Raw genomic sequence first — 21,953 nt, forward strand, 5'->3', positions numbered from 1 at the left:
GGTCAGACTCTAGGCAGGTTCTCTTGGCGCAGAAGATGATCCAGCCAGAGATTGGAGAGCTTCTCGGCGACCGTATTCATCTTCAGCCGCGCGGCCAGGTTCCCGAAATCGACCTCGTCCAGCGGCTGGTCCTGGTTGTAGCAGGAGAACACCGGCTTGGTCTCCTCGCCGGTGATCGGATCGACGTGCTTCTGAAGGCACTGGGCGCAGATCTCCTTCAGCATGCACTGCATCGTGGAGTTGATGGAGCCGATGGCGACGTGATCCTTCCGCAAGTAGGGGGCGAGCACCGTCCGGCGCGCCTCCTTGACGGCCGCCATCATCCGATCCGAGCCGATGGCGATGATGCGCGAGACCTCCCCCAGAGGCACCCGGCACTCTCCCAGGTTTCCCGCGCCGTACTCCTTCATGGCCTGGACGATATTGCCCCGGAAGTGCCGGTCCTGGGCGCGCCGGGGCTCGACGGGGGCGCCGCCGTCGGTGCTCCAGATGACCTGGTCGGTCGCGGCTTCGATCTCCTCCCGCTTGAAGAGATCCTCTCCTCGCTTGTATCCGGCGAAGTAGATCACGTGGCAGCGGTTGCTCCGGAGGGCGCGGGCGATCGAGAACAGGACGGCGTTGCCGAGGCCGCCGCCCGCCAGGAGGACCGATTCCCCGGAGGGGATCTCGGTGGGAGCTCCGGTCGGACCCATGACGACGACGGGATCGCCGGGGCGAAGCGCCGCGCAGAGGCGCGAGGAGGTCCCCATCTCCAGGATGATCAGGCTCAGAAGGCCGGCCGCGGGATCGTTCCAGGCCCCGGTCAGGGCGATCCCTTCCATGGTCAGCCGGGTGCCGTCGATCAAGGGCGCCCGGCTCTCGAAGCTCTGCAGCCGGTAGAACTGGCCGGGATGGAATTGTCGCGCCGCCAGAGGCGCCTTGACGATCACTTCCACGATGGTCGGCGTGAGACGCGCGACCTGATGCACCGTGGCCAGAAGCTCGCCGTCGAGCCTGTCCGCGAATCGCCGGAACGATTCCTCGCGCCACGGCTGGGCGGCGGGATCGAGCCGCGCCAGCTCCTCCCGAAAAAGGGCCGCCACGTGCGGAAAGCCGTCCCGGGCCGAGGCCATCGCCTTGACCACGCTGCCGGCGTAGAGAGGGTGGTTGTCTCCATAGTAGGTGACGAAGCGGCCGTCGCGGTGCGGCGAGGCGAAAAAGCCGACCCCCTCCCCGCTCTCGACGCGCTGGAGGGTGAAGCCGCCGTCCGGCGCCGGGACGGCGCGGTAGGCCTGGAAGAACTTCCCCTGCGGATCCTTCTGGAAGGCGCCGGGATGCTCCTTTTCGTAGGTGATGTTCGGGGTCGTTCCGGCGGCCACCAGAAGGCTCCGGCAAGGGAGGATCTCTTCGCGGCCCGTGGGCGCATACCTGCCTCCCCGCTTTCCGAGGACGAGGAACTGCACGGCCCGGACGGCCCCGTGCTCGTCGGGAATCGCCGTCATCGGGTCGAGGCCCTCGGCGAATACGATTCCCTCCTCCAGGCATTTGATGACCTCTTCGTGATTCAGGCGATAAGCGGGGGAGTCGGTCATCGATTTCCGGTAGGCGAGGGTCACGCCGCCCCACCGGCGCACCAGCTCGCGCAGCTTCGGAGGCTCCCCGGCGGCTGCGGCGCGGCGGCGCTCGGAGCGCACTTCCCGGCCGTGCTCGAGAAATTCGCGGAGAATGCCGGTTTCCTCGGGATCCAGCCGGCACCAGACCGTCTGCTCCCCCTGCTCGGCCGCCAGCGCCTCGAAGCGCTCCAGAGCCTTCTCGACTTGCAGCGGATAGTAGGCGGCGACCTCGGTGGCCGTGTCGATGGCGGTGAGGCCGCCGCCGATGACGACGGCCGGAAGCCTGATCTGGAGGTTGGCCAGCGAGTCGCGCTTGAAAGCGCCGGTGAGCTGGAGCGCCATCAGGAAGTCGGAGGCCTTGCGAATGCCGCGAATCAGGTTGTTCTTCATGTCGATGATGGTGGGACGCCCGGCGCCCGCGGCGATGGCGACGTGATCGAATCCCCGGTCCCACGCGTCCTCGAGCGTCAGCGTGCCTCCGAAACGGACGCCGCCGTAAGCCCGGAACTTGGACCGGCGCAGGAGAGCGAGATGGACGAGTGTCAGGAAATTCTTGTCCCAGCGGACCGTGATCCCGTACTCGGAGACGCCGCCGAAGCCGGCCAGAATCCGCTCGTCCAGATCGGAGGCGATCTCCGAGAAGCGCCGCACGGGACGCGGGACGCCGCCGTGCGCGCCGGTCCATTCCGCCGGCAGAGGCTCGATCTTCAAGCCGTCGATCGCCACGACGCCGAAGCCTTCGTTGAGGAGATGCTGGGAGAGGGTGTAGCCCGCGGGACCGAGGCCGACGACCAGGACGTTCTTGCCGTTGTAGGGAAGCGCGAAAGGCCGGCGGGCGTTCAGAGGGTTCCACCGGGTGAGCAGACCATAGATCTCGACTCCCCAGGAGAGATCGAGAACTTCGGTGAGGACCCGCGTCTCGATCTGGGGAATGTTGACCGGATCCTGAGTCTGATAGATGCATCCTTTCATGCAGTCGTTGCAGATCCGATGGCCCGTTCCGGGACACATGGGATTGTCGATCATCACCAGGGCGAGGGCGGCGAGAGGGTCCCCTTCACGGCGCAGAAAGTGCATCTCCGAGATCTTCTCGTCCAGCGGACATCCCTTGATCGTGACCCCGAGAGGGTTGATCTTGAACCGCCCGTCCTTCTGGATTCCCTTCGAGCAGGAGTCCTTGTCCCGCTCGTGGCAGTAAACGCAATAGTGAACCTCCCCGAGAACGTCCCGCAGGCTCATCCGGGGATCGGTCAGCTTGAATCCGTCGCGATCGCGAAGGTGGCCGGGCGGCGCTTCGACGAAGGGTTCTCCGGGGCCGGGACGGGCCGGGATGGTCTGCACGAGGCGGTCGAAATCGAGCGGTTTCGGGAAGCGGAAGGAGACCCAGGCGGACACCTCCTCCCGCAGCGCGGGATCCAGCAGGCGCAGGCCGCACCATTCCTCCAAGACGCGCAACAGCGACTGCACCAGCGTGAGGTCTCCGCCGTGTTCCGGGGGTGGGGCGGCCCGCAACATGGCGGTGAGGCCCTGGGGAAGCGGAGAGAAGGCCGCGAGCCGGCTCTTGAAGCTGTTGACCTTGGCGACGACGTCGGGCCGCAGCGACCCCCCGCCGGCGAGCAGGGGCGCCTCGAGGTCCATCAGCTCGCACGCGAGGAGGGCCATGGCCAGCTCGGGGTCCGCGGCGCCGCGCAGCATCGCTTCGACCACCGCGTCGACGTCGGACCGATGGAAGGAGGCGAGATGCTGCGGCTGGATCTTGCGTTGGACACGGCGGCGAATGAAATCGACTTTGAAGCGAAAAACCGGATCCTCCCGGCGCGTGAGGGCTTGGATCCGGCTCGCCTCCTCCTCGATTCCGAACAGGCGCGCCAAGAACCGGCTCAGATGCGGGCCCATCCGGATCAGCAGGTCCGAAACGTGCCGGGCGGGAGCGGCGTCGGGTGATTGCTCGTAGGCGCGCCAGGCGGAAAGCAGCTCGGCGTCACGGCCGCCGACTTCGAGGAAGAAGATCTCCGCCAGCTCGCGCAGCCGGGCCGGATCGTAAAGGTCGGCGTATTGGAAGCCGGGGATTCCGAGATGCAGGCCCGAGCCGGCCGCCAGGGCGGGGCCCGAACGGCGAGGTTCGGTGTTCATGGCATCCCTGAGATCGGGTTGTCGTGATGCGGGCGGCCGAAGAAGCGGCCGCGGAGAGCTAGTTTTTCACTCTTCGGGCTTTCCGTCAAGAAAGGCTCCCGGATCGAACTCGGCGTTGCGGCGCGCGGGCCTCCCCGTTTCCGTGGAGAAAATCTAGGGCGCCGGGCGAGGCGATTCAAGCGAGGGAGAGGCGGAAAAGACAATCTTGCCGTCGAGCATGACCCATGCCACGTTGTGCTCGAGGACGGAGATGTCCGACAGGGGATCGCCGCGGACCGCGATCAAGTCGGCATGGGAGCCGGGCGACACGCTCCCCAGGCTGCCCTCCTCTCCCAGCATCTCCGCCGCGACAATCGTCGCGGACCGGATGGCCTGCCAGGGCGTCATCCCGAGATCCACCATCCGCCGGAACTCCTCGGCCTGGTTCACCTTGTCCCAGTCGAATCCTCCCGCGTCGGTTCCGAACGCGATGGGCACCCCCGCCGCCAGGGCTTTGCGAAAATATCTCTTGCCCGCTTCGAGCAGGTCCGCCCAGACGCGATTGGTCTTCGAGCGGCCCGGAGCGACGAACGCGGTGACGCTCAGCGTGGGGCAAAGATAGACGTGACGCCGCACCATCGTCCTGATCGAGGCGTCGTCCAGGACGTCTCCGTGCTCGATGGAATCGACGCCCGCTCCCAACGCCACCTGATGCCCCGAGGGGGTCATCGAATGGGCCGCGACCTTTTTTCCGAGCCGGTGCGACTCGTCGACGATGGCCTTCATCTCTTCGGGGGTGAAGTTGGGGATGCTCTTCCAGACGCCGTCAGCCTGACGGCGATAGCCCCGGTCGGCGTACACCTTGATCCAATCGGCGCCATGCTCCGCTTGGTCCCGGACCGCTTTCCTGCAGCCCCCGGCGCCGTCGCAAGTCTCCACGCCAATCGGAACCTTGAGCTCCCATGCGTAGCCATGAAGAGGATAGGCGCCCGTGGGCGCCAGAGCCCTGGTGGCTACCAAGAGGTGCGGCCCTGGCAAGACCTCCGTGGAAAACGCGCGCTTCAGATCGACGTCCGCATACCCGGCCCCCTCGTTGCCGATGTCGCGCAGAGTCGTGAACCCATGGCTCAAGGCGATGCCTGCCGCTTTGACGGCCCGCAAGGCTCGAAAGGGGATCGATTCCTTCAGCAGCTGCGCATCATAATCCTCCGCGGTGACGTCTCCCTGGAGGAGCAGATGGGTGTGGGCATCGATCAACCCGGGAAGGACGGTCATCCCATCCAACCGGATCACCCGGGCTCCCGCCGGGACCTGATCGCCCGTCACGATGGAATGGACTTTTCCTTGTTGGACGAGCACCACCGCGTTTTCGATCACGCGCTGGCGCGCGGGGTCGAGGAGCCTCCCGCAACGGACGGCAAGCGTCTCTTCTGCCCGCGCGAAAGGGAAGCTCAGGGCCGCCAGGATCAGGGGGATCAGACTCTTCGAGCGATGCCTTTGTGACATATCTCCTCCAGTAATGCCTTTGAGCCGGTTGCGAGCACGCAGGAAGTGCGGACTCTTGAGAGGGTTCAAAGATCTCTGATACCCGATCGGCCAGCCGAATTCGCCGTGTCATCCATAGCGATGTCATGAGGATTCAAAGAGTTCCCCGTATTTCTGCCTGAGAATGTCATAAAAGCAAAAAATTCTTCTGGGCGGATACTTGACAAAATTGGCTCGCTAATATTGTATATTCACTTCGTTCTTGTCCCGGCAATGCGTAGCTTGGACAGGTATACGTGGGCAGTCCAATGTAAGGCCTTTCGCGCAGGAGCTCTTGTGAGGATCTACGTCGGAAACCTCTCGTACCAGGTCACGGATGAGGAACTCAGGCAGGCGTTCGAGTCTCACGGTGAAGTCTCGTCCGCCAACGTGATCATGGACAAGTTCAGCGGTCAATCGAAGGGATTCGGCTTCGTCGAAATGCCGTCGAAGACCGAAGCGGAATCCGCGATCAACTCGCTGAACGGCAAAGAACTAAAGGGTCGCGCCTTGAATGTCAATGAGGCCCGCCCCCGGCCGGGACCGGGTGGCGAGGGTGGAGGCGGCCGGGGCGGAAACCGCGGTGGAGGCGGCCGGCCCTGGTAGCCGAATCCGGTCCATTGACCCTGACATAGCATCTCGAAAAGGCCGGGGGGCCCAGGCCCCCCGGCTTTCCCGCCTGAAACTTCTTGATCTTGCTCCCCGTTCAACGTATATGGCTGGCATCAAAGCGCTGCCCACTCTACCGGCTCAGCGAAACGCCCCGGGAGTATGCCATGGTCCGAAAGCCTGTCTCGCTGTTTCTCGCGCTTCTTCTCGCCGTTCTCGTCGCGACCCATGCTCCCGCCCGGGTCGGGGACGCGGAGGGCGATCATCGCCACGGCCCGCCGCCCAACGCATCGGCGAGGGTCTATTCCAACATGGGGGCCTGCGTCAAGTTCATCTCGATCTACGTCCCCTCCCACGACGGCCAGTACGTGGTCGGGGTCAGCCTGGCGTATCGGGACGTGAACGGAGACGGTCATTACACTCCGGGGGTCGACCGGATGCAGGCATGCATCAACTGCGCCGACGCTTGCGGTTACGGGCCCTGAGCGGGTCCCATCCCTCCCGGCAACCCCGATTGACCATTCCTCAAATCCCGGTTACGCTCATCCCGGGTCCCGGTGGTGATGCGTGAAGACGCGAATGCGTTCGATCGGATTTGCTCTCCGATGAATCCTGCCCATTGTCACAGTCACAGGCGGCGCGCGCTATTTTGGAGCACGTGCGGGACGGCGGTCGCCTTCCTGGTGGCCGCCGCGCTTCCAGGCGGCGAGCCCAGCGCTGCCTCCGGCGGCCCCGATTCCGAGGCCTCCAAGATCGGCGTCGAGCTCCGGGAGGTGCTGTTGGGCCGCGGAGAGCCGATCCTCTGTCCCGGCTGTCCCGCGGAGCCGCCGATCCGGGTCGACGTCGCCTCCGGGTTGTCCACCGAGGTGTCGCTTCCCTACGAGCGGATCGATCAGGTCGCGATCTTTCCGGACGGCAAGCGAATTCTCGCCGCCGTTTCCTCCGAGAAGGGAAAGCACGGTCTCCTCCTCGTTCTTTCGACCCAGACCCTGTTGCCCTTGGGCAGGCTGGATCTCCCGGGCATCGGCGATCGCCTCGCTGTTTTCCCCGATGGATATTCCGCCGCCGTGCTGTGCCATCGCGCGGGGCGGGGCCGCTCCGCCGGAGAGGAGGGGGAGCGCTCGGAGCTGGTCATCGTTGATCTCGGCCGGAGCGCCGTGAAGGAATCCTTCCCGCTTCCCAAGGCGGCCTACGATCTGGCGATCTCGGAAAACGCCGGCCGGATTTTCGTCGGCATGGAGGACCGGCTCCTCAGCTTCACCACCGCTCCTCTTACCGCCTCATGGTTCTACCGCTCCCCGGGGGTCAATCGGCGCGTCTGGGTCCGGCCGCGCCAGGGGGAGATCTACGTCCTCCGGGATTCATCGATCGCCGTCTTTCCGGCGGAGCCGAAAGCGAATCCGGAGGACTCCTCGGCCCGCGACGACGACGCCGCGGCGGTCCTGCAGCCCCCCTTCCGCCTGGATCGGCTCCGTTTTTCGGACGACGGCCGCGCCGCGGTCGCGGCCGGAAGGGGATTGGACGTGATGATCTTCCTCGACGCGCAGAAGCGCCGGTTCGCCGGGGTCTGGCCGGAGGACGCGCCCGCCATCCGGGCGGTCCTGGATTCGCTGGCGGAGGAGAAGCCCCGCGGTCCGCGCGGCAGGCTCGTGACGGGCACCGGCTTCGGACCCCCGCTTCAACCCGTTCCCAAGCCTTCTCCGGCGCCGCCCTCCGAGCCGATTTTCAGGATGCCGGAAAGCGGCCCCTCTCGCCCTGCCCCCGAGCCGGAGCGCGAACTCTCGGTTCCCCCTCCACGAGTCGTCCTGCCGCGGACCGGAGCCAAGGAGCCGGTCCCCGCCGAGACGCCGGAGAATGCCTCCCTGGAGGAGGTGAACGATCCGATCTTGAGCGGCGGCCTGTCCGGCGAACGCAGTCTCGTGAGTTTCGTGGTGCTGTTGGGACCAAACAGTCTGACGACGATCCAGGATCAAGCGGCGCCGGCGCCGGACGGGACCTATTCGTTCAAGCTCCCGCGCAAGGGGCGCTATCGCATCATGCTCATGGCTCCGAAAGGAGTCACCCTCTCGGTCACCCCGCCGTTCAGGACCGTCGACGTCGAGGAATTCGGTTTCCGCGGACTCGACTTCCGGATCCTCGGCGCGATCGGCGCGGCGCCGAGAAATCCGCCGATTCCCTGAGTTGATGCCCGGCTCGAACTGCCGCCTTGATGTGTGGGGAAGCCTCGCGGTCTGGTGGAGACCCGTCCTGGAGGGGCTGCCGGAGAGGAATTGGCGGGGCCGACGGGGTTCGAACCCGCGACCTCTGGCTTGACAGGCCAGCGTTCTAACCAAACTGAACTACGACCCCGCTTGGAACGACCCACCGAACCGCGCCCATGGCTCTTCACCCGGTCTGAAGAGCGATGGTGGGCAGTGCGGGATTCGAACCGGCGACCCCCTGCGTGTAAGGCAGGTGCTCTACCGCTGAGCTAACTGCCCTCCTGACCGATGTCCCAGCGCGCGGCCCCGATCGGGCGGTGGGCGTCTTTCGGAGCTGAGTCTCGGATAGGCCGGTGAATTCTATGCTTCCCCCTTTCGGCCTGTCAAGACTCGTCTCGCCGGATCGGCGTCCGCGGCGCGGCTTTGGCTCTCCTCTCTTCCATCCATTCCTGAACAGCGGGACCCAGAGTCCGTCGGAGTCGCCGGAGCATCCCACGGACGTGGGTGGCCTTCCAATAAACGCGTTGGCAGCGCGGACACGCGCGAAATCGCGCCTGAGTCCTCATCACGAAGAGCGGAACCCGGTCCTCGACCGTCTCCTTCTCCGCCGGGAGGGTCGGCTCGTTGCACTCGGGGCACCTCGGGCAGAGATCGGGGGCCAGGAAGCCGGTCCCGCCCCATCGAGCCAGCTGGCGGAGCTGCGGCTCGAGATAGGGGCTTTCGACGAGAAGGGCATGGCGCGCGGCGCGCCGTTCTACGAGTCGGGTATCGCGCGTCAGGAGGATGCGCCCCTCGTCTTGGGCGAGCTCCACCAGATCGGCGTCCTCGATGGCCCGAAAATAGACGGTGTCGTGTCCCAGGATTCTCAGCCACCGGGCGAGCCGGCCGAGCATGCAGTCGGCGGCGAAGCGGAGCGGGGTGTTTTTGACTCGCCCGGGGCCCTGTGCTAGTTTGGCTTCCACATGTTTTCCCCGTCTTTCCTTTCCCTTCATCGAGCGTCCCGCTGGCGGATCCATGGCTGCATCCTCGTCATCCTGGCGCTCTCAGCGGGCTTTTCCCACGCGGCGGGAGGCCTGAAAGGCCGGATTCGCGGCACGGCGCGCGACTTGAACGGCAAACCGGTGGCCGGTCTTCTGGTCAGGCTGATCGCCTCTGGAAAAGGGCTGTCGAACGTCACGAACACGGACGACAAGGGAATCTACGCCTTCGAGGACCTGGAGGCGGGAAACTACGACGTCGAAATGAGCGGCTCGGGATACCAGCGGCAGATCAAGAAAGAAATCCGGGTCCAGCCCCCTTTCCGGAACATCGTCGATTTCACGCTTCCGCCGGGTCCCTTGGGCGCCGCCTCTCCGGTCGTCTACCTTTCCCCGGCCGGTGAGGCGCCGTTGGAGGAGGTGACCGGCCTTTTCATCGACAAGGAGCGGCGGCCGATCGCCGACGTCGCCCTGAGCCTGGTGAATCCCGCCACCGGGGCGTGGTTCCGGGCCCAGTCCGACCGGGAAGGCAAGGCCCGGATCCTGGGAGTGCCGGCGGGCGTCTACCGGGCGCTGATCTCCTCCCCCGGCTACGTCACCGTGGATCTCAAGGACGCGGAGGTGAAGCCTGGATCCGGATTGAACCTGAAGCTCTCGCTGGTCGAATATCCCCTGAACTTCAAGGGACGTCCGGAGGACCTCACCCCCGAGGAAAAACCGGTTCCCCCCGATTATCGTCCTCCCGGCTCCTGAGAAGGCGAGCGGGCCGCCGGCGCCCCTTCGGTCTCGGAGACCCGGCGCACGGCGTAATACCCCCGCCGCGTTCGAATCTCCAGCTCCTTCCTGCCCGGAGCCGCCAGCTTGATCTTCCGCCACTTGCCGTCCCATTGATCGTTGGTCGGCGAATACGTCAGGTAGTACTGGCTCCTCAGCTCTTCGGCGATCTGCTTGTAGATCCCCGCGAGCTCCTCGGCGCGGCCGGGGAAGAAGGAGCGCCCCCCGGTTTCTTCCGCCAGCTCCTTGAGGACGGAGTGCGTGGAGACGTCGAGGAACGAGACGCCCAGCCCGATGGAGTAGATGAGCACTTCGTTCGTCTTCGCCGCCTCCAGGACGCGCTGGTAAGAGAACTTGCTGTTCGTGTCCTCGCCGTCCGACAGAAGGATGATCGCTTTCCGGCCCGGACGATCCCGCACCTTGCGAAACGCGGCGTACAGGGCGTCGTAAAGGGCCGTGCCTCCCTCGGCGTAGGTGCTGTCGATGGCCTCTTTGAGGAGCTTCGCGTCGCGCGTGAAATCCTGCAGGAGAAAGACCTTCTCGTCGAAGTCGATGACGAGCGCCAGGTCGTCCTTGCCCAGGGCGTCGACGAACTTGTCCGCGCCCAGATGGACCTTGTCCATCCGGCCCTGCATGCTTCCGCTGCTGTCCAGGAGAAGGCACAGGACGACGGCTCTCTGCTCCAGGTAGAAATCGATGATCTGTTGGGGCGCACCATCTTCCAGGAGCTGAAAGTCCTCCTTTTTCAGGTCCAGCGCGAAACGGCGATTGGGATCCTCGGCCGTGGCGTTCAGCACGACGCGATTGACGTTCATCTGGGAGTTCAGGATGACCCGCCGCGTGATCGAGGTGGCGGTGACGGTCACTCCTCCCCGGTGGACCGCTTTGGCCTTGATGACGAAAGAGTGCGGAGCCGTCCCGAAATCGTAGACGCAGGCATAGGGAGGCTCCTTGTCGATGAACACCAGCTTCTCGTCCACGGTGAACTCCACCCGATCGACGAGAGAAGGATCGTCGATCTTCACTTCCGCGGTGATCTCGGCCCTGCCGAAACGGAACTCGCCGGAGCGGGGCGACGTGAGGATAATCTCGAACCCCTTCCGCTTGGAGACCTCTTCGGCGAAGAGAGCGGAAAGGCAGGCGGCGAGCACCAGGCCGCCGGCAGCCAGGATCCGGACCGGAGGGTTCATTTCGCCTCCGCCTCCTGGAGAAGCCGGACCAGACGGCGGACCTTCCCCGTCTTTTCGTCGCCGGCCACTAGATCGAGATAAGCGCGATAGGAGGCCTCCGCCTGCCCGGGGCGGGCGAGACGCATGAGGCTGTTTCCCAGGTAGAGGTGCGCGAACGGATCTTTCGGGTGCGCCTCCAGGTACTTGCGGTAGGTCGCCACCGCCTCTTCGTCGCGGCCGAGGGCGGATTGGGTCAATCCGAGATCGATCTGCGCGGGGGCCGATCCCCGGGAGGCGAGATCCTGGAAGAGCGGCAGCGCCGACGAATAGCGCCGCCCCAACAGGAGGTAGTAGCCGAGGCGCAGGCGGGTGGCGTCGTCCGGCGCGAGCTGGGAGGCCCTCTCGGCCAGCTCGGCCGCTCGATCCTGGGCCCCCGCCTCGGACAAGACGGTGGCCAGATCGAGATAGAGGCGCGGATCATCCGGATTCTTGCCGAGCGCGGCGGTGAGCTCCGACAGGCGGCCGGACATCGCCTTGTAACGGTCTCTCGCCTTCTCCAGCTCCTGCCGTCCGAAGGCCTCGCGAATCTCGGAGGCGAGAGCCTTCTCGACGACCTCGACGGCGCCGGCAAGGTCCTGCTCCGCGAGCAGCAGCCGCGCCTTGAGCAAGGGGCCTTCGTATCCCGCGGGGTCCCGGACGAGGGCCGCTTCGATTTCCGATTCAGCGCGCTGGAGGTTCCCGAGGTCGAGGAAGATTCGGCCGAGGGACAGGTAGGGGAGCGGATCCTGGGGAGCGATCGTCTTGGCCCGGCCGATCGCGGCGATGGCCTGATGGTAGAGTCCTTCCCGGCTGAAGGCGATCCCGAGGCGGCTGTATCCCAGCGAGAAGTCGGGCTTGATCTCGATCGCCTTGCGGAAAAGATCGATGGCGTCGTCCAGCCGGCCCCGCCGGAGATAGAGCTCCCCGAGACTGGCGTAGGCGTCGGGAAAGGCGACGTTCAACTCCAGGGCCTTCGAATACTCGTCCATCGCCCGGTCGTCGTCGCCCTCCGCTTCCAGGACCCTCCCCAGTCCTTCATGCGCCGGCGCATAGTTGTCCTGAAGCGTCAGCGCCCGGAGGTATTCGGCGCGGGATTCGGACAGGTCCCCCAGCTTGAGATAAGCGTCGCCGAGGGCGATGTGGGCCTGGATGTGGCCGGGCTCGAGCTCCAGCGCCGTCTTGAGCGGCTCCAGAGCGGCCGAGTACTGCCGGTCCGCCGACAGCGAGATTCCGAGATAGTAGTAGGCGAGGAAGGAGTTCAGCGACAGGTTCGTGACCTGCCGGAGGAGGTCGATCGCCTTCTTGAAGTCGCCGTCCTTGTAAAGGCGCATGGCTTCCGACTGCAGCTTGAAGGCGGTGTTGCGAGCGGCCAGCGCGGTGACGGCGGAGGCGGTTCGCGTCCCCGCGAAGGCGAGCCACGCCGTCAGCAGCAACGTCAGGCATCGCCGGCCGGAGGACCGTCTGAGCAGTTTTCGCATGGGGGGAGGCGCCCTCGGAGACATTATCCGGGATCGGTGGGCGTTTTCAAAACATCCGGGAATGGCGCGCCGGGCTTTGCCGGCCGGCGGGAGGCGTCGCGGGCGCGAGTGGAGGCGAAAGCGCCGGCAACGATCCTGCCCGGCGGGCGGAGCTCAGCGTCCGGAGCGGGCCTCGCCGTCCAGGAGCGCCCTCATCTCGCGGACCGCCCGCTCGATCCCCACGAGCGTGGCTCGGGCGATGATGGAGTGGCCGATGTTCAGCTCTTCGATCTCGGCGATGGCGGCAATGGGGCGGACATTGTGATACGTCAGTCCGTGACCGGCCACCACCCGCAGGCCCAGCTTGCGCCCCGCGCGGGCCGCGTTCACGACCTTGTTCAGCTCCAAGGAGCCGAGATCCTCGGTCTTGGCGTCGGCATAGCGGCCGGTGTTGATCTCGATGATCCCGGCGTCGATCTTGGTGACCGCCTTGATTTGATCGAAGTCGGTGTCCACGAAGACGCTCACGAGGAGGCCGCTTTCCCTCAGGGCGCTGACCATCCGCTTGAGGTGGCTCTGATTGAGGACGACGTCCAGCCCTCCTTCGGTGGTGACTTCCTCCCGGCGCTCCGGGACGAGCGTGACGCAGGCCGGCTTGATGGCGGCGGCGAGCTTGACCATCTCCTCGGTCGCGGCCATTTCAACGTTCAGCCGGGTGCGGACCGTGCGCCGGAGGATCTCGAGATCCCGCTCCTTGATGTGCCGGCGGTCGCCTCGCAGGTGGACGGTGATCTGATCGGCCCCCGCCAGCTCGGCCAGGGCGGCTGCCACCACCGGATCGGGCTCGCCCGCCCGGCGGGCTTCCCGAAGCGTGGCGACGTGATCGACGTTGACTCCGAGTCTCATGCGACGCTCCCCGCGCGTGCCGCGCTCAGCTCCCTTTTCTCCCCAGGCGCTCCGCCACGATATCCTGCAGCTCGCCGGCGCACTTTCGGATCCGTGCCTCGTCCTCCCCTTCGACCATCACCCGCAGGATCGGCTCGGTGCCCGAGTAGCGCAGCAGGACACGTCCCGTGCCGCTGAGCTCCGTCTCGATCCGTCCCAAGGCTGCCTGCAGATCCGGAAGACTCTCCAGCGGAGGCTTCGAAGCGACCGGCACGTTCATGACGATTTGCGGGCAACGCACGACACCGCGGGCCCACGCGGCCAGGTCGGTCCGGCGCTTGTGGAGCAGGTCCAGGAGCTTGAGCGCCGTGAGGACCCCGTCGCCGGTCGTGGCTTCCCGAAGAAAGATGATGTGTCCCGACTGCTCGCCGCCGAGGAAGCATCCGCCGCGCTGCATCTCTTCCAGGACGTATTTGTCGCCCACGGGTGCGCGGTGCATCTTCACGCCAATCGACTCGAGCGCCCTCTCGAGCCAGAGGTTGCTCATCACCGTCGCGACCACTCCCCGGTCTTCGAGCTCTCCGCGCTCCTGCATGTATTCGGCCGCCAGGTAGAGGACGTGATCGCCGTCCAGAATCCGCCCGCTTCGATCCACGACCACGACCCGATCGCCGTCGCCGTCGAAGGCGAAGCCGATGTCGGCCTGCGACCGCAGCACCAGGGAGGCGAGAGATTCGGGATGCAGCGAGCCGCAGTTCGCATTGATGTTCCTGCCGTCCGGATCGTTGCCCATGACGATCGTCTCGGCTCCGAGGCGGCCGAAAATCTCCGGCGCGATCCGGCAGGCGGCCCCGTGGGCGCAGTCGAGCGCGACCTTCACCCCCTGGAACGGACGGTCGGCCCCCACCATGCGAGACAGGGCATGCAGGTAGCCCTCGAGGAGGTCCTCGGCGTCCACGGGAAGGGGAGCGTCCCGCGCGGAAGGGCTGAAATCGCCCGCCAGGATTCTCCGCTCGATCCCGAGCTCCTCCCGATCGGGGAGCTTCATGCCCTTGCGCGAGAAGATTTTGATGCCGTTGTCCCGGTAAGGATTGTGCGATGCGGAGATGACGACGCCGGCGTCGCACGCGCCGTGGCGCGTCATGTAGGCCACCGCGGGCGTGGTCACGATCCCGGTCAGCACGGCCTGGCCGCCGCCGCGCCGTATCCCGGCGACGAGGGCGGTCTCGAGTCCGGACCCCGACTCCCGCGTGTCGCGCCCGATCAACACGCGCGGGAAGTCGATACGCTCCTCTTCGCGCAGGGTCCAGATCAGGGCGAGCCCGATCCGCTCGACCGTCGCGGCGTCGAGAGGATATTCGCCCGCCACGCCGCGGATGCCGTCCGTGCCGAAGAGATGTCTCACGGCTTCTCCGCGAGAGGCGGCGCGATCTTCACCGAAACGGTCCGGGAAGCCGGCTCGGCCTGGAGGTCGCTGGAGCTTCCCGGGGGCAGTCCGATGAGGGTGACGCGGGGGAACAAGCGGTACTCCTTCTCGCGCGCGGCCAATCCCTCCAGATGAATCTCCACCAGGAGGTTCCCGCGGTCCAGGGCGTTCACCAACGAGGCCGGACCGGAGACTCTCACGTCGATCGACTCCGGCTTCACGCGGGCCGGGCCGCCTCCGCCCCGGGCCCGCACCGGCACCCCCTTCAGGACGCGCCGGATCCGCTTCTCCCGGATTCCGACGCGCACGGCGACGTCGCGATCGGAATCTTCCTTGAGGCGAACCTGGCCGCTCTCCTCCCCTTCGAGGTAGGGATGGACCTTGATTTCCCGGGAGGTCGTGAACCCGCCGACGAAAATGCTGCCGGTCGTCGCTCGCTGGACTTCCCGAACTGAGTCCTCGGGTCCGACGACGGTCACGGTCGCCGGATCGACCCGGTAGTCTACCACTTCATAACCCTCCGGCGGCCTTCCCTCGAGGCGCGGGACGATGGGGACTTCCTTCTCCGACCGCCGTACGAGGTGCAGCGGAAGCACCGGGGGTTCGACGCGGATCACGGTGGCGCCGGAAACATGGAAGCGGTCGGGAGAGAGCGTCAAGTATTGATCGCCCATCTGGAGCTGGGAGAGATCGAGGCGGGCGTCGACCTGATCTTCGCTGATTCGCTGCAGGATTGGCTCGGGGGCCTGGATCCGCAGGGAGACTTTGTCGGGGGTCTCTCCCGTGAGCGCCATTCCCGGGGGAAGGTGCGTGTATTGGAGGGGGACCACAAGGTCCTTGACCTTCTGGCTCTCTCCTGTCGTCAGGATCCACACGAGGAGCGCCAGCACCAGGGAGAAGAACTTGAGGGCGAGGTTCCGGCGGAAATCAACCTGCATGCCCGCGCTCCCTCGAGGGGACGGCGGCCGCCGCGGGCCGGATCGCCTTGCCGCGGGCCGGAAGGAGGCGCTCGCGCAGTTGATCGCGCAGGCCGCGCGCGTCCAGGCCGCGCAGGATGTGGGGGCCGTCGCAAATCGAGATGGTTCCCGTCTCCTCGGAGACCACGATGGCCAGGGCGTCAGTCTCTCCGCAGATTCCCAGGGCCGCCCGGTGACGAGTTCCCAGCTCCCGGGTCAGCTCGCCCTCGCCCCCCAAGGGCAGGAAACAGGCGGCGGCGCGAATCCGGCCCTCCGCGAGAATCACCGCCCCGTCGTGCAGCGGCGTATGGGGGGCGAAGATGTTGACGAGGAGATCGTAGGAGAGCGCCGCGTCGATCCGGATTCCGGTCTCCGCCTGGTCCCGCAGCCCCTGCTCCCGCTCCACCACGATGAGCGCTCCGTGCCGCCGGGCCGCCAGCGTGGTCGCCGCCAGGGCGATGTCTTGAATCATGGGGTCCGTCAGCGGTGATGCGAGGAGGCGAAAGGGATTCCTCGCGAGTCCCGCGAGGGCGCGCCGAATCGTGTCCTGAAAGATGACGATCAAGGCGAAGGGAACGTAAAACAGGAAGGAGCCCAGCACGCGGTGAACCGTCCGCAGATGGTTGCCTTCGGGAAGGCCCGAAATCCAGTAGGCGAGGACGAGGACGATGACCCCGACCAGCATCTGGACGGCCCGGGTCCCGCGGATGAGCAGGACGACGTAATAGATGATCACGGCCAGGAGGAGGACGTCGAGGAGATCCACCCAGCCGAATTGATCGAGATGCGTCAGGTCGAGGAGACTGCGGAGCACCGCGGACCTTTATCCTTTCCCGGCGCGGAGGGCGGCGTCGCGGACGGCTTCGGCAACCCGGGCCGCGCGGACGGTTTCCGCCACGTCGTGGACGCGCAGCGCCGCGGCGCCGTTGTATACGGCCAGCGCCGCGACGGCAAGGCTTCCTTCGAGTCGCTCTTCGCTTCCCCCCTCCAGGGTTCCCCCCTCGCGGCCCAGCGCCATCGAGAGAAAAGACTTCCGTGAGGCCCCGACGAGGATCGGACGCCCCGCCGACTGCAGGACGCGGAGGTGCCGCAAGAGAAGGAGGTTGTGGCCTGCCGTCTTGCCGAACCCGATGCCGGGGTCGACCAGGATCGATTCCGGATGGACGCCCGCCTCGGTGGCTCGGCGGATGGCGCGCCTCAGGAACGCCACCACCTCGGGAAGCAGGTGACGGTAGCGCGGGCGGCGCTGCATGCTCCGCGGCCTCCCCTGGATGTGAGACAGCACGAGGCCCGCGTCGTGGCGGGCGACCACCGATGCCAGGCGCGGATCGAAGGTCAGTCCGCTGATGTCGTTGACGATCTCGGCGCCGGCGTCGAGAGCGGCCGCCGCCACGGAGGATTGGGTCGTATCCACCGAGATCGGGACCGTCAATCGTCCCGCGAGAGCCTTGAGGACGGGCAGGATGCGGCGGGCCTCTTCCCGCGCCGGAATCGATCGAGAGCCCGGCCGGGTCGAGGCGCCGCCGAGGTCCACGACGCCGGCCCCTTCCTCGGCCATCCGGAAGGCGCGCTCAACGGCGCGGCCGGGCTCGAGCCACTGGCCGCCGTCGTGGAAGGAGTCGGGCGTGACGTTGAGGATGCCTTGGATGAGGGTGCGCCGCCCGAGGCGAAGCCGCCGTCTGCCCAGTCGCAGGTTGCGGGCGGGAAGGCGGCCGGCCCGCAGGAGGGCGCGCAGCTCCCGGGAGATTTCGGCAAGCGCCGGCGAGGCCGGCGCCAGGCTCCGGAGGAAAGAATCCCATCCTTCCCCGGAGATTCCCGCGACCCAGGTCGTCCCGCCTTTTTCCCGGAGCGCACGGACGCTCCCGCCCGATTCGCCGGAGAGCCGGCTGAGAAGAAGCGCCGTCTCGGCGCGCAACCCTTCGAGCCGGACGAAGATCCCGGCCGGCGGGAGGGGAAGGTCGTCGGGTATCCCGAGACCCTCGCGTTCCTCGCGGCCCAAAGGAGTGGCCGGGCCCGTCATGAAAAGGACGAGTGATATCACCGCTTGATTGGGGAAAATCGAAAACAGAGATCGAGGAAGTCCGGGACGCCGCCGGCGCCTAACCCGGCTGCTTCAAGGGATCGCGGGCGATGACCGGACTTTCCGGAAACTCTCCCTTCGCCTTCTCCGGCTCCGCCCGCGGCGTCTCGGGCGCGGGCCGTTGGGGGCGCCGGGAGCGCAGCGGAGAGATCTCCTCGCCTCGCAGGACGCCCATGACCTCTTCTCCGGCCAGCACTTCGTATTCCAGGAGCGCTTTGGCGATCCGGTGGAGAGCCGCCGCGTGAGTGGAGAGGATCTCCTTCGCCTTCTCGTATCCCTCGAGAACCAGGCGCTTCACTTCCTTGTCGATGAGGGAGGCGGTCGATTCGCTGTAGTCCTGGTGCTGAGCGATCTCGCGTCCCAGGAAGATCTGCTCCTCCTTCTTGCCAAAGGTGAGGGGACCCATGACATCGCTCATGCCCCATTCGCACACCATTCGCCGGGCCATGTCGGTGGCCTGCTCGATGTCGTTCCCCGCCCCGGTGGTGATCTTCTTGAGGTAGAGCTCCTCGGCGACCCGGCCGCCCATCATGACGGCGATCTCGCTTCGCAGGTATTCACGGCTGTAATTGTGTCGGTCGTCGATCGGCAGCTGCTGCGTGACGCCCAGGGCCATTCCCCGCGGAATGATGGTGACCTTGTGGAGGGGGTCGGCGTCGGGAAGGATCGCGGCGACCAAGGCGTGGCCCGCCTCGTGATAAGCCGTGACCTTCTTCTCCTCTTCGCTGATGATGAGGCTCTTGCGCTCGGTCCCCATCAGGACCTTGTCCTTGGCCCCCTCGAAGTCCTCCATCATGACGGCTTTCTTGCCGTACCGGGCGGCGTTCAGCGCCGCCTCGTTCACGAGGTTGGCGAGATCGGCCCCGGAGAACCCGGGAGAACCGCGCGCCAGCACCGGCAGATCGACGTCTTCCCCGAGCGGCGTCTTGCGGGTATGCACGCGCAGGATCTCCTCCCGCCCCTTGACGTCGGGCCGGGGAACCACCACGCGCCGATCGAAGCGTCCCGGCCGGAGGAGGGCGGGATCGAGAACATCCGGACGATTCGTGGCGGCAATGAGAATGACGCCCTCGTTGCTCTCGAAACCGTCCATCTCCACGAGCAGCTGGTTGAGCGTCTGCTCGCGCTCGTCGTGTCCCCCTCCCAGGCCGGCTCCCCGGTGCCTGCCGACGGCGTCGATCTCGTCGATGAAGATGATGCAGGGGGCGTTCTTCTTCCCCTGCTCGAAGAGATCCCGGACGCGGGAAGCCCCGACGCCGACGAACATCTCCACGAAATCGGAGCCGGAGATCGAAAAGAAGGGAACGTTCGCCTCCCCGGCGATCGCCCGCGCCAGAAGGGTCTTGCCCGTTCCGGGCGGTCCCATCAGCAGAACGCCCTTGGGGATCTTGCCGCCGAGCTTCTGGAACTTCTGAGGCTCTTTGAGGAACTCGATGATTTCCTGGAGCTCCTCCTTGGCCTCGTCCACGCCGGCGACGTCGCGGAACGTCACCTTCTTCCCCTGGGAGGAGGAGAGCTTCGCCTTGCTCTTCCCGAAAGACAGCGCCTTGTTGCCCCCCGACTGCATCTGCCGCATGAAGAAAATCCAGACGCCCACGAGCAGGACCATGGGGAGCCACGAGAGGATCGTGACGAGGTAGTTCGCGTCCTTCGGCTTTTTGGCGATGATGGAAACGCTGTACTTGCGGAGATCCTTCACCAGGTCAGGGTATTCGGGGACGATGGTGTGGAAGGTCTTCGGCTGGCCGGAGGGATCCTTTTCGAGATACGTCCCCTCGACGTCGCTGCCGTTGATCGTGACTTCGGAGATTTTTCCCGCCTCGGCCTGGGCGAGGAAATCGCTGAACGGCAATTCGGTCTGCAGCACCGTGCTCCCGGCCAGGAAGTGGTACGCGACCAGGGCCAGCACGATGATGACCAGCCAGAAGACGATGTTTTTAGCCAGAGTATTCAAGCCGACTCCCTCGCTGCCGCCCTAATATATCCTCTTCCGACCGGGCTTTCAATGCCGCGGGAATCAGGGATTTGCTTCAAGAAAAGGCCTTCGGAGGAAGGCGACTTCCGCTATTCCACGTAGGTGAGGTAAGGGAGGTTGCGGAACCGGCCTTCATGGTCGAGCCCGTAGCCGACGACGTGCCGGTTGGGAACGGTGAAACCCAGGTAATCGGGCTGGATGTCCACCTTGCGCTTCTGGGGCTTGTCCAGGAGCGTGCAAACCCGGATCGATTTCGGCTTCTTCGATTCCAGCTGCTGGCAGAGATACGCGAGGGTGATTCCGGTATCCAGGATGTCCTCGACCACGAGAAGGTTCGTCCCTTCGACGCGGAAGCTGGACGAGAATAGGATCTCCGTGAGGAACTCCGATTTCGGCGAGTGGGTGATTTCGAGGAACCCCACCTGCTGGGGAAGATCGATCTGCCGGATCAGATCCGCCAGGAACACGAAGGACCCCTTCAGGATCCCAAGGACCGCCAAGTCCTTCCCCTCATGGTCCGCCGTGATCTGGCCGCCGAGCTGGCGGACGCGGTCCGCGATCTCGGCCTCCGACTTCAGAATCTCCTTCGCGAGGTTCATGGCGTCTCCTTTGAGAGGACGAGGATGCGGCGAGTCCCCGCGGTCACCTTGTAGCGGTCGTCAATCTGAAATCCCACGACCCAGGCGATGCGGTGACCGGCCAGGACGAGAGGAATCCTCTCCCGGGCGGGCCGAGGCACCTTCCGGTCGATCAAATAGGCCTTGAGCTTCGACTCGCCGGCGCTCCCCAGGGGCATGAAGGCGTCCCCCGCCCGGCGCGAGCGCACCAGGAGGGGGCCCGGCAGGGTGTCGGCGTCGAGCAAGGCGCGCTCGGTGGCGGGAGCGCCGGCGAAATCAGGCGGTCCTGCCACCTCCGAGGCCGTCAGGCGAACGCCCAGCTGGGGCAGCGAGACGGCTCCCGGAACCGCCAGGGGCACCTCCTCCTCGAAGCGCGCGAGATCGGGGTTCACCAAGGTCAGATCGGAGTAATAGACGCGCGCCTGGTTCCCGCCGGGAAGCGTGATCGCCGCGCCATGGTGCCCGACCCGGATCAGCTCCTCGAGGCGTTCCATCGACTCGAAGTCGGGGGGAGGCGCGCCCCTGCCGTTCCCGAAGCTCTGCTCGAAGGCCGACCGCAGGAGCCGTCGCCGGAGGGCCCGGGGAAGCACCCGGATCGCCGGGATCGAGAGGGAGAGGCCAAGCGGATCCCGCTTCAGAAGGCGCTCCGCCACCCGGGAAGTCACTTCGTTGAGGTAGGCGTCGTCCTCACGCAAGATCTCGGTCGCGCGGGCGAGCGCGGAGCCGATCTCGGCATTGAAGTCCTCCCGGAGCATGGGGACGAGCCGGGCCCGGATCCGGTTCCGCGTCCGCGACAGGTCCGCGTTCGTGGAATCCTCGCGCCAGGGGAGGCTCCTCTCCCGGAGGTACGTCTCCACGTCCGCTCGTCCCGCGTCGAGCAAGGGCCGGATGAAGCGCCCTTCCACGATCGGATAGATTCCCGAAAGTCCGCGCGTGCCGGCCCCGCGCAGGAGGCGCATCAGGAAGGTCTCGGCCTGATCGTCGCGCGTATGGCCCAGCGCCACGCGATTCGCTCCCGTCGAGCGCGCCGTCTCTTCGAGAAAGGCGTAACGGGCCCTGCGCCCGGCGGCTTCGAGCCCCTCCGGCGCCCCGGACAGCTCGCCGGGCGCGAGTTTTTGAGCATGAAAAGGCAGGCCGTGGCGGAGAGCGAGCGCGGCGACGAATTCCTCGTCCCCATCGGACTCCGGGCCTCTCAGGCCATGATTGAGATGGGCCACGGCCAGGGGGAACGACGAGGACTCCCTCAGGCGGCGGAAAAGGTCGAGCAGGCACACGGAATCGGCGCCGCCGGAGACGGCGACGAGCACGCTGGTGCCCTCGGCCCACATGGCGCGACGGGCAAGGGTGATTCGGAAGGCATCGAAGAGGTCAAGGGCCATCGTAATGGTAGCGGTGCAGGGATTCGAACCCCGGACGCCGCGGATATGAGCCGCGTGCTCTGACCATCTGAGCTACACCGCCTCCGGTCGGGATCTTCATTCTAGAGAAGAGGCCCATTCCTGTCAAGACTCGGCATCGGCTAACTGGTTTAAAGCGCTGGATTTCGGCGAAAGCGTTTGC

The 21,953-nt window shown here is 66.1% G+C and carries 17 protein-coding genes and 3 tRNA genes; 4 read left to right on the forward strand and 16 right to left on the reverse strand.

The features are described from left to right. Nucleotides 1-2: 2 nt before the first annotated feature. Together VGR67_13805 and VGR67_13810 are read right to left on the reverse strand one after the other, a co-directional pair. Nucleotides 3-3,725, reverse strand: coding sequence for a pyridine nucleotide-disulfide oxidoreductase (locus VGR67_13805; GenBank protein ID HEV8337486.1), 3,723 nt, complete (start codon nucleotides 3,723-3,725; stop codon nucleotides 3-5). Between the two features lie 153 nt (nucleotides 3,726-3,878). Then, entirely contained in the window at nucleotides 3,879-5,210 is a 1,332-nt protein-coding gene (locus VGR67_13810; protein HEV8337487.1) for an amidohydrolase family protein, read from the reverse strand. Between the two features lie 315 nt (nucleotides 5,211-5,525). Here VGR67_13810 and VGR67_13815 point away from each other — a divergent pair, with 315 nt between their 5' ends. The 3 genes from VGR67_13815 (at nucleotide 5,526) to VGR67_13825 (ending at nucleotide 8,017) form a co-directional block, all read left to right on the forward strand. Next, nucleotides 5,526-5,834: an RNA-binding protein gene (locus VGR67_13815; GenBank protein ID HEV8337488.1), complete on the forward strand. Its 309-nt coding sequence runs from the start codon at nucleotides 5,526-5,528 to the stop codon at nucleotides 5,832-5,834. 170 nt (nucleotides 5,835-6,004) lie between these two features. Continuing rightward, nucleotides 6,005-6,322, forward strand: coding sequence for a hypothetical protein (locus tag VGR67_13820; protein HEV8337489.1), 318 nt, complete (start codon nucleotides 6,005-6,007; stop codon nucleotides 6,320-6,322). Between the two features lie 120 nt (nucleotides 6,323-6,442). Then, a complete protein-coding gene (locus VGR67_13825) occupies nucleotides 6,443-8,017 on the forward strand; it encodes a hypothetical protein (GenBank protein HEV8337490.1) in 1,575 nt (524 codons plus the stop codon). A 91-nt stretch (nucleotides 8,018-8,108) separates the two neighbouring features. Here the strand turns inward: VGR67_13825 and VGR67_13830 are convergent. The 3 genes from VGR67_13830 to VGR67_13840 all read right to left on the reverse strand — a co-directional run bounded on the left by VGR67_13830 (nucleotide 8,109) and on the right by VGR67_13840 (nucleotide 9,000). Continuing rightward, nucleotides 8,109-8,186, reverse strand: a tRNA-Asp gene (locus tag VGR67_13830). Nucleotides 8,187-8,242: 56 nt separating this feature from the next. Next, nucleotides 8,243-8,317 (reverse strand) — tRNA-Val (locus VGR67_13835). A 104-nt stretch (nucleotides 8,318-8,421) separates the two neighbouring features. Further along, the gene (locus tag VGR67_13840; protein ID HEV8337491.1) at nucleotides 8,422-9,000 is read right to left on the reverse strand and encodes a Mut7-C RNAse domain-containing protein; all 579 of its coding nucleotides are present in this window, start codon (nucleotides 8,998-9,000) and stop codon (nucleotides 8,422-8,424) included. On the opposite strand from VGR67_13840, the gene VGR67_13845 reads away from it, so the two are divergent. Next, entirely contained in the window at nucleotides 9,001-9,768 is a 768-nt protein-coding gene (locus VGR67_13845; protein ID HEV8337492.1) for a carboxypeptidase-like regulatory domain-containing protein, read from the forward strand. Here the strand turns inward: VGR67_13845 and VGR67_13850 are convergent. From VGR67_13850 to VGR67_13900, 11 genes are all read right to left on the reverse strand, one after another. Then, nucleotides 9,747-10,979, reverse strand: coding sequence for a VWA domain-containing protein (locus VGR67_13850; GenBank protein HEV8337493.1), 1,233 nt, complete (start codon nucleotides 10,977-10,979; stop codon nucleotides 9,747-9,749). The genes VGR67_13845 and VGR67_13850 overlap by 22 nt on opposite strands. Beyond that, nucleotides 10,976-12,475: a tetratricopeptide repeat protein gene (locus VGR67_13855; GenBank protein ID HEV8337494.1), complete on the reverse strand. Its 1,500-nt coding sequence runs from the start codon at nucleotides 12,473-12,475 to the stop codon at nucleotides 10,976-10,978. The genes VGR67_13850 and VGR67_13855 overlap by 4 nt, the downstream gene beginning before the upstream one ends. Nucleotides 12,476-12,628: 153 nt before the next feature. Continuing rightward, entirely contained in the window at nucleotides 12,629-13,360 is a 732-nt protein-coding gene (locus tag VGR67_13860) for a pyridoxine 5'-phosphate synthase (GenBank protein ID HEV8337495.1), read from the reverse strand. A 25-nt stretch (nucleotides 13,361-13,385) separates the two neighbouring features. After that, entirely contained in the window at nucleotides 13,386-14,744 is a 1,359-nt protein-coding gene (glmM, locus tag VGR67_13865; GenBank protein ID HEV8337496.1) for a phosphoglucosamine mutase, read from the reverse strand. Beyond that, nucleotides 14,741-15,703 carry a CdaR family protein gene (locus tag VGR67_13870; protein HEV8337497.1) on the reverse strand — a complete coding sequence of 321 codons (963 nt, stop codon included), beginning with the start codon at nucleotides 15,701-15,703 and terminating at the stop codon, nucleotides 14,741-14,743. The genes glmM and VGR67_13870 overlap by 4 nt, the downstream gene beginning before the upstream one ends. Further along, nucleotides 15,693-16,535, reverse strand: a complete 843-nt coding sequence (cdaA, locus tag VGR67_13875; protein ID HEV8337498.1) for a diadenylate cyclase CdaA — start codon at nucleotides 16,533-16,535, stop codon at nucleotides 15,693-15,695. Before cdaA ends, VGR67_13870 begins: the two co-directional genes overlap by 11 nt. A 9-nt stretch (nucleotides 16,536-16,544) precedes the next feature. Continuing rightward, nucleotides 16,545-17,762 (reverse strand): dihydropteroate synthase, encoded by a 1,218-nt coding sequence (folP, locus tag VGR67_13880; protein HEV8337499.1) that lies wholly within the window; start codon nucleotides 17,760-17,762, stop codon nucleotides 16,545-16,547. 58 nt (nucleotides 17,763-17,820) lie between these two features. Then, on the reverse strand, nucleotides 17,821-19,755 hold the full coding sequence (ftsH, locus tag VGR67_13885; GenBank protein HEV8337500.1) for an ATP-dependent zinc metalloprotease FtsH: 1,935 nt from the start codon (nucleotides 19,753-19,755) through the stop codon (nucleotides 17,821-17,823). A 110-nt stretch (nucleotides 19,756-19,865) separates the two neighbouring features. Next, a complete protein-coding gene (hpt, locus tag VGR67_13890) occupies nucleotides 19,866-20,375 on the reverse strand; it encodes a hypoxanthine phosphoribosyltransferase (GenBank protein HEV8337501.1) in 510 nt (169 codons plus the stop codon). After that, nucleotides 20,372-21,772: a tRNA lysidine(34) synthetase TilS gene (tilS, locus tag VGR67_13895; GenBank protein ID HEV8337502.1), complete on the reverse strand. Its 1,401-nt coding sequence runs from the start codon at nucleotides 21,770-21,772 to the stop codon at nucleotides 20,372-20,374. Before tilS ends, hpt begins: the two co-directional genes overlap by 4 nt. Before the next feature lie 5 nt (nucleotides 21,773-21,777). Further along, nucleotides 21,778-21,854 (reverse strand) — tRNA-Met (locus VGR67_13900). Between the last annotated feature and the right edge of the window lie 99 nt (nucleotides 21,855-21,953).

The sequence above is a fragment of the Candidatus Polarisedimenticolia bacterium genome (assembly GCA_036004685.1).
Lineage (GTDB): Bacteria > Acidobacteriota > Polarisedimenticolia > Gp22-AA2 > AA152 > DASYRE01.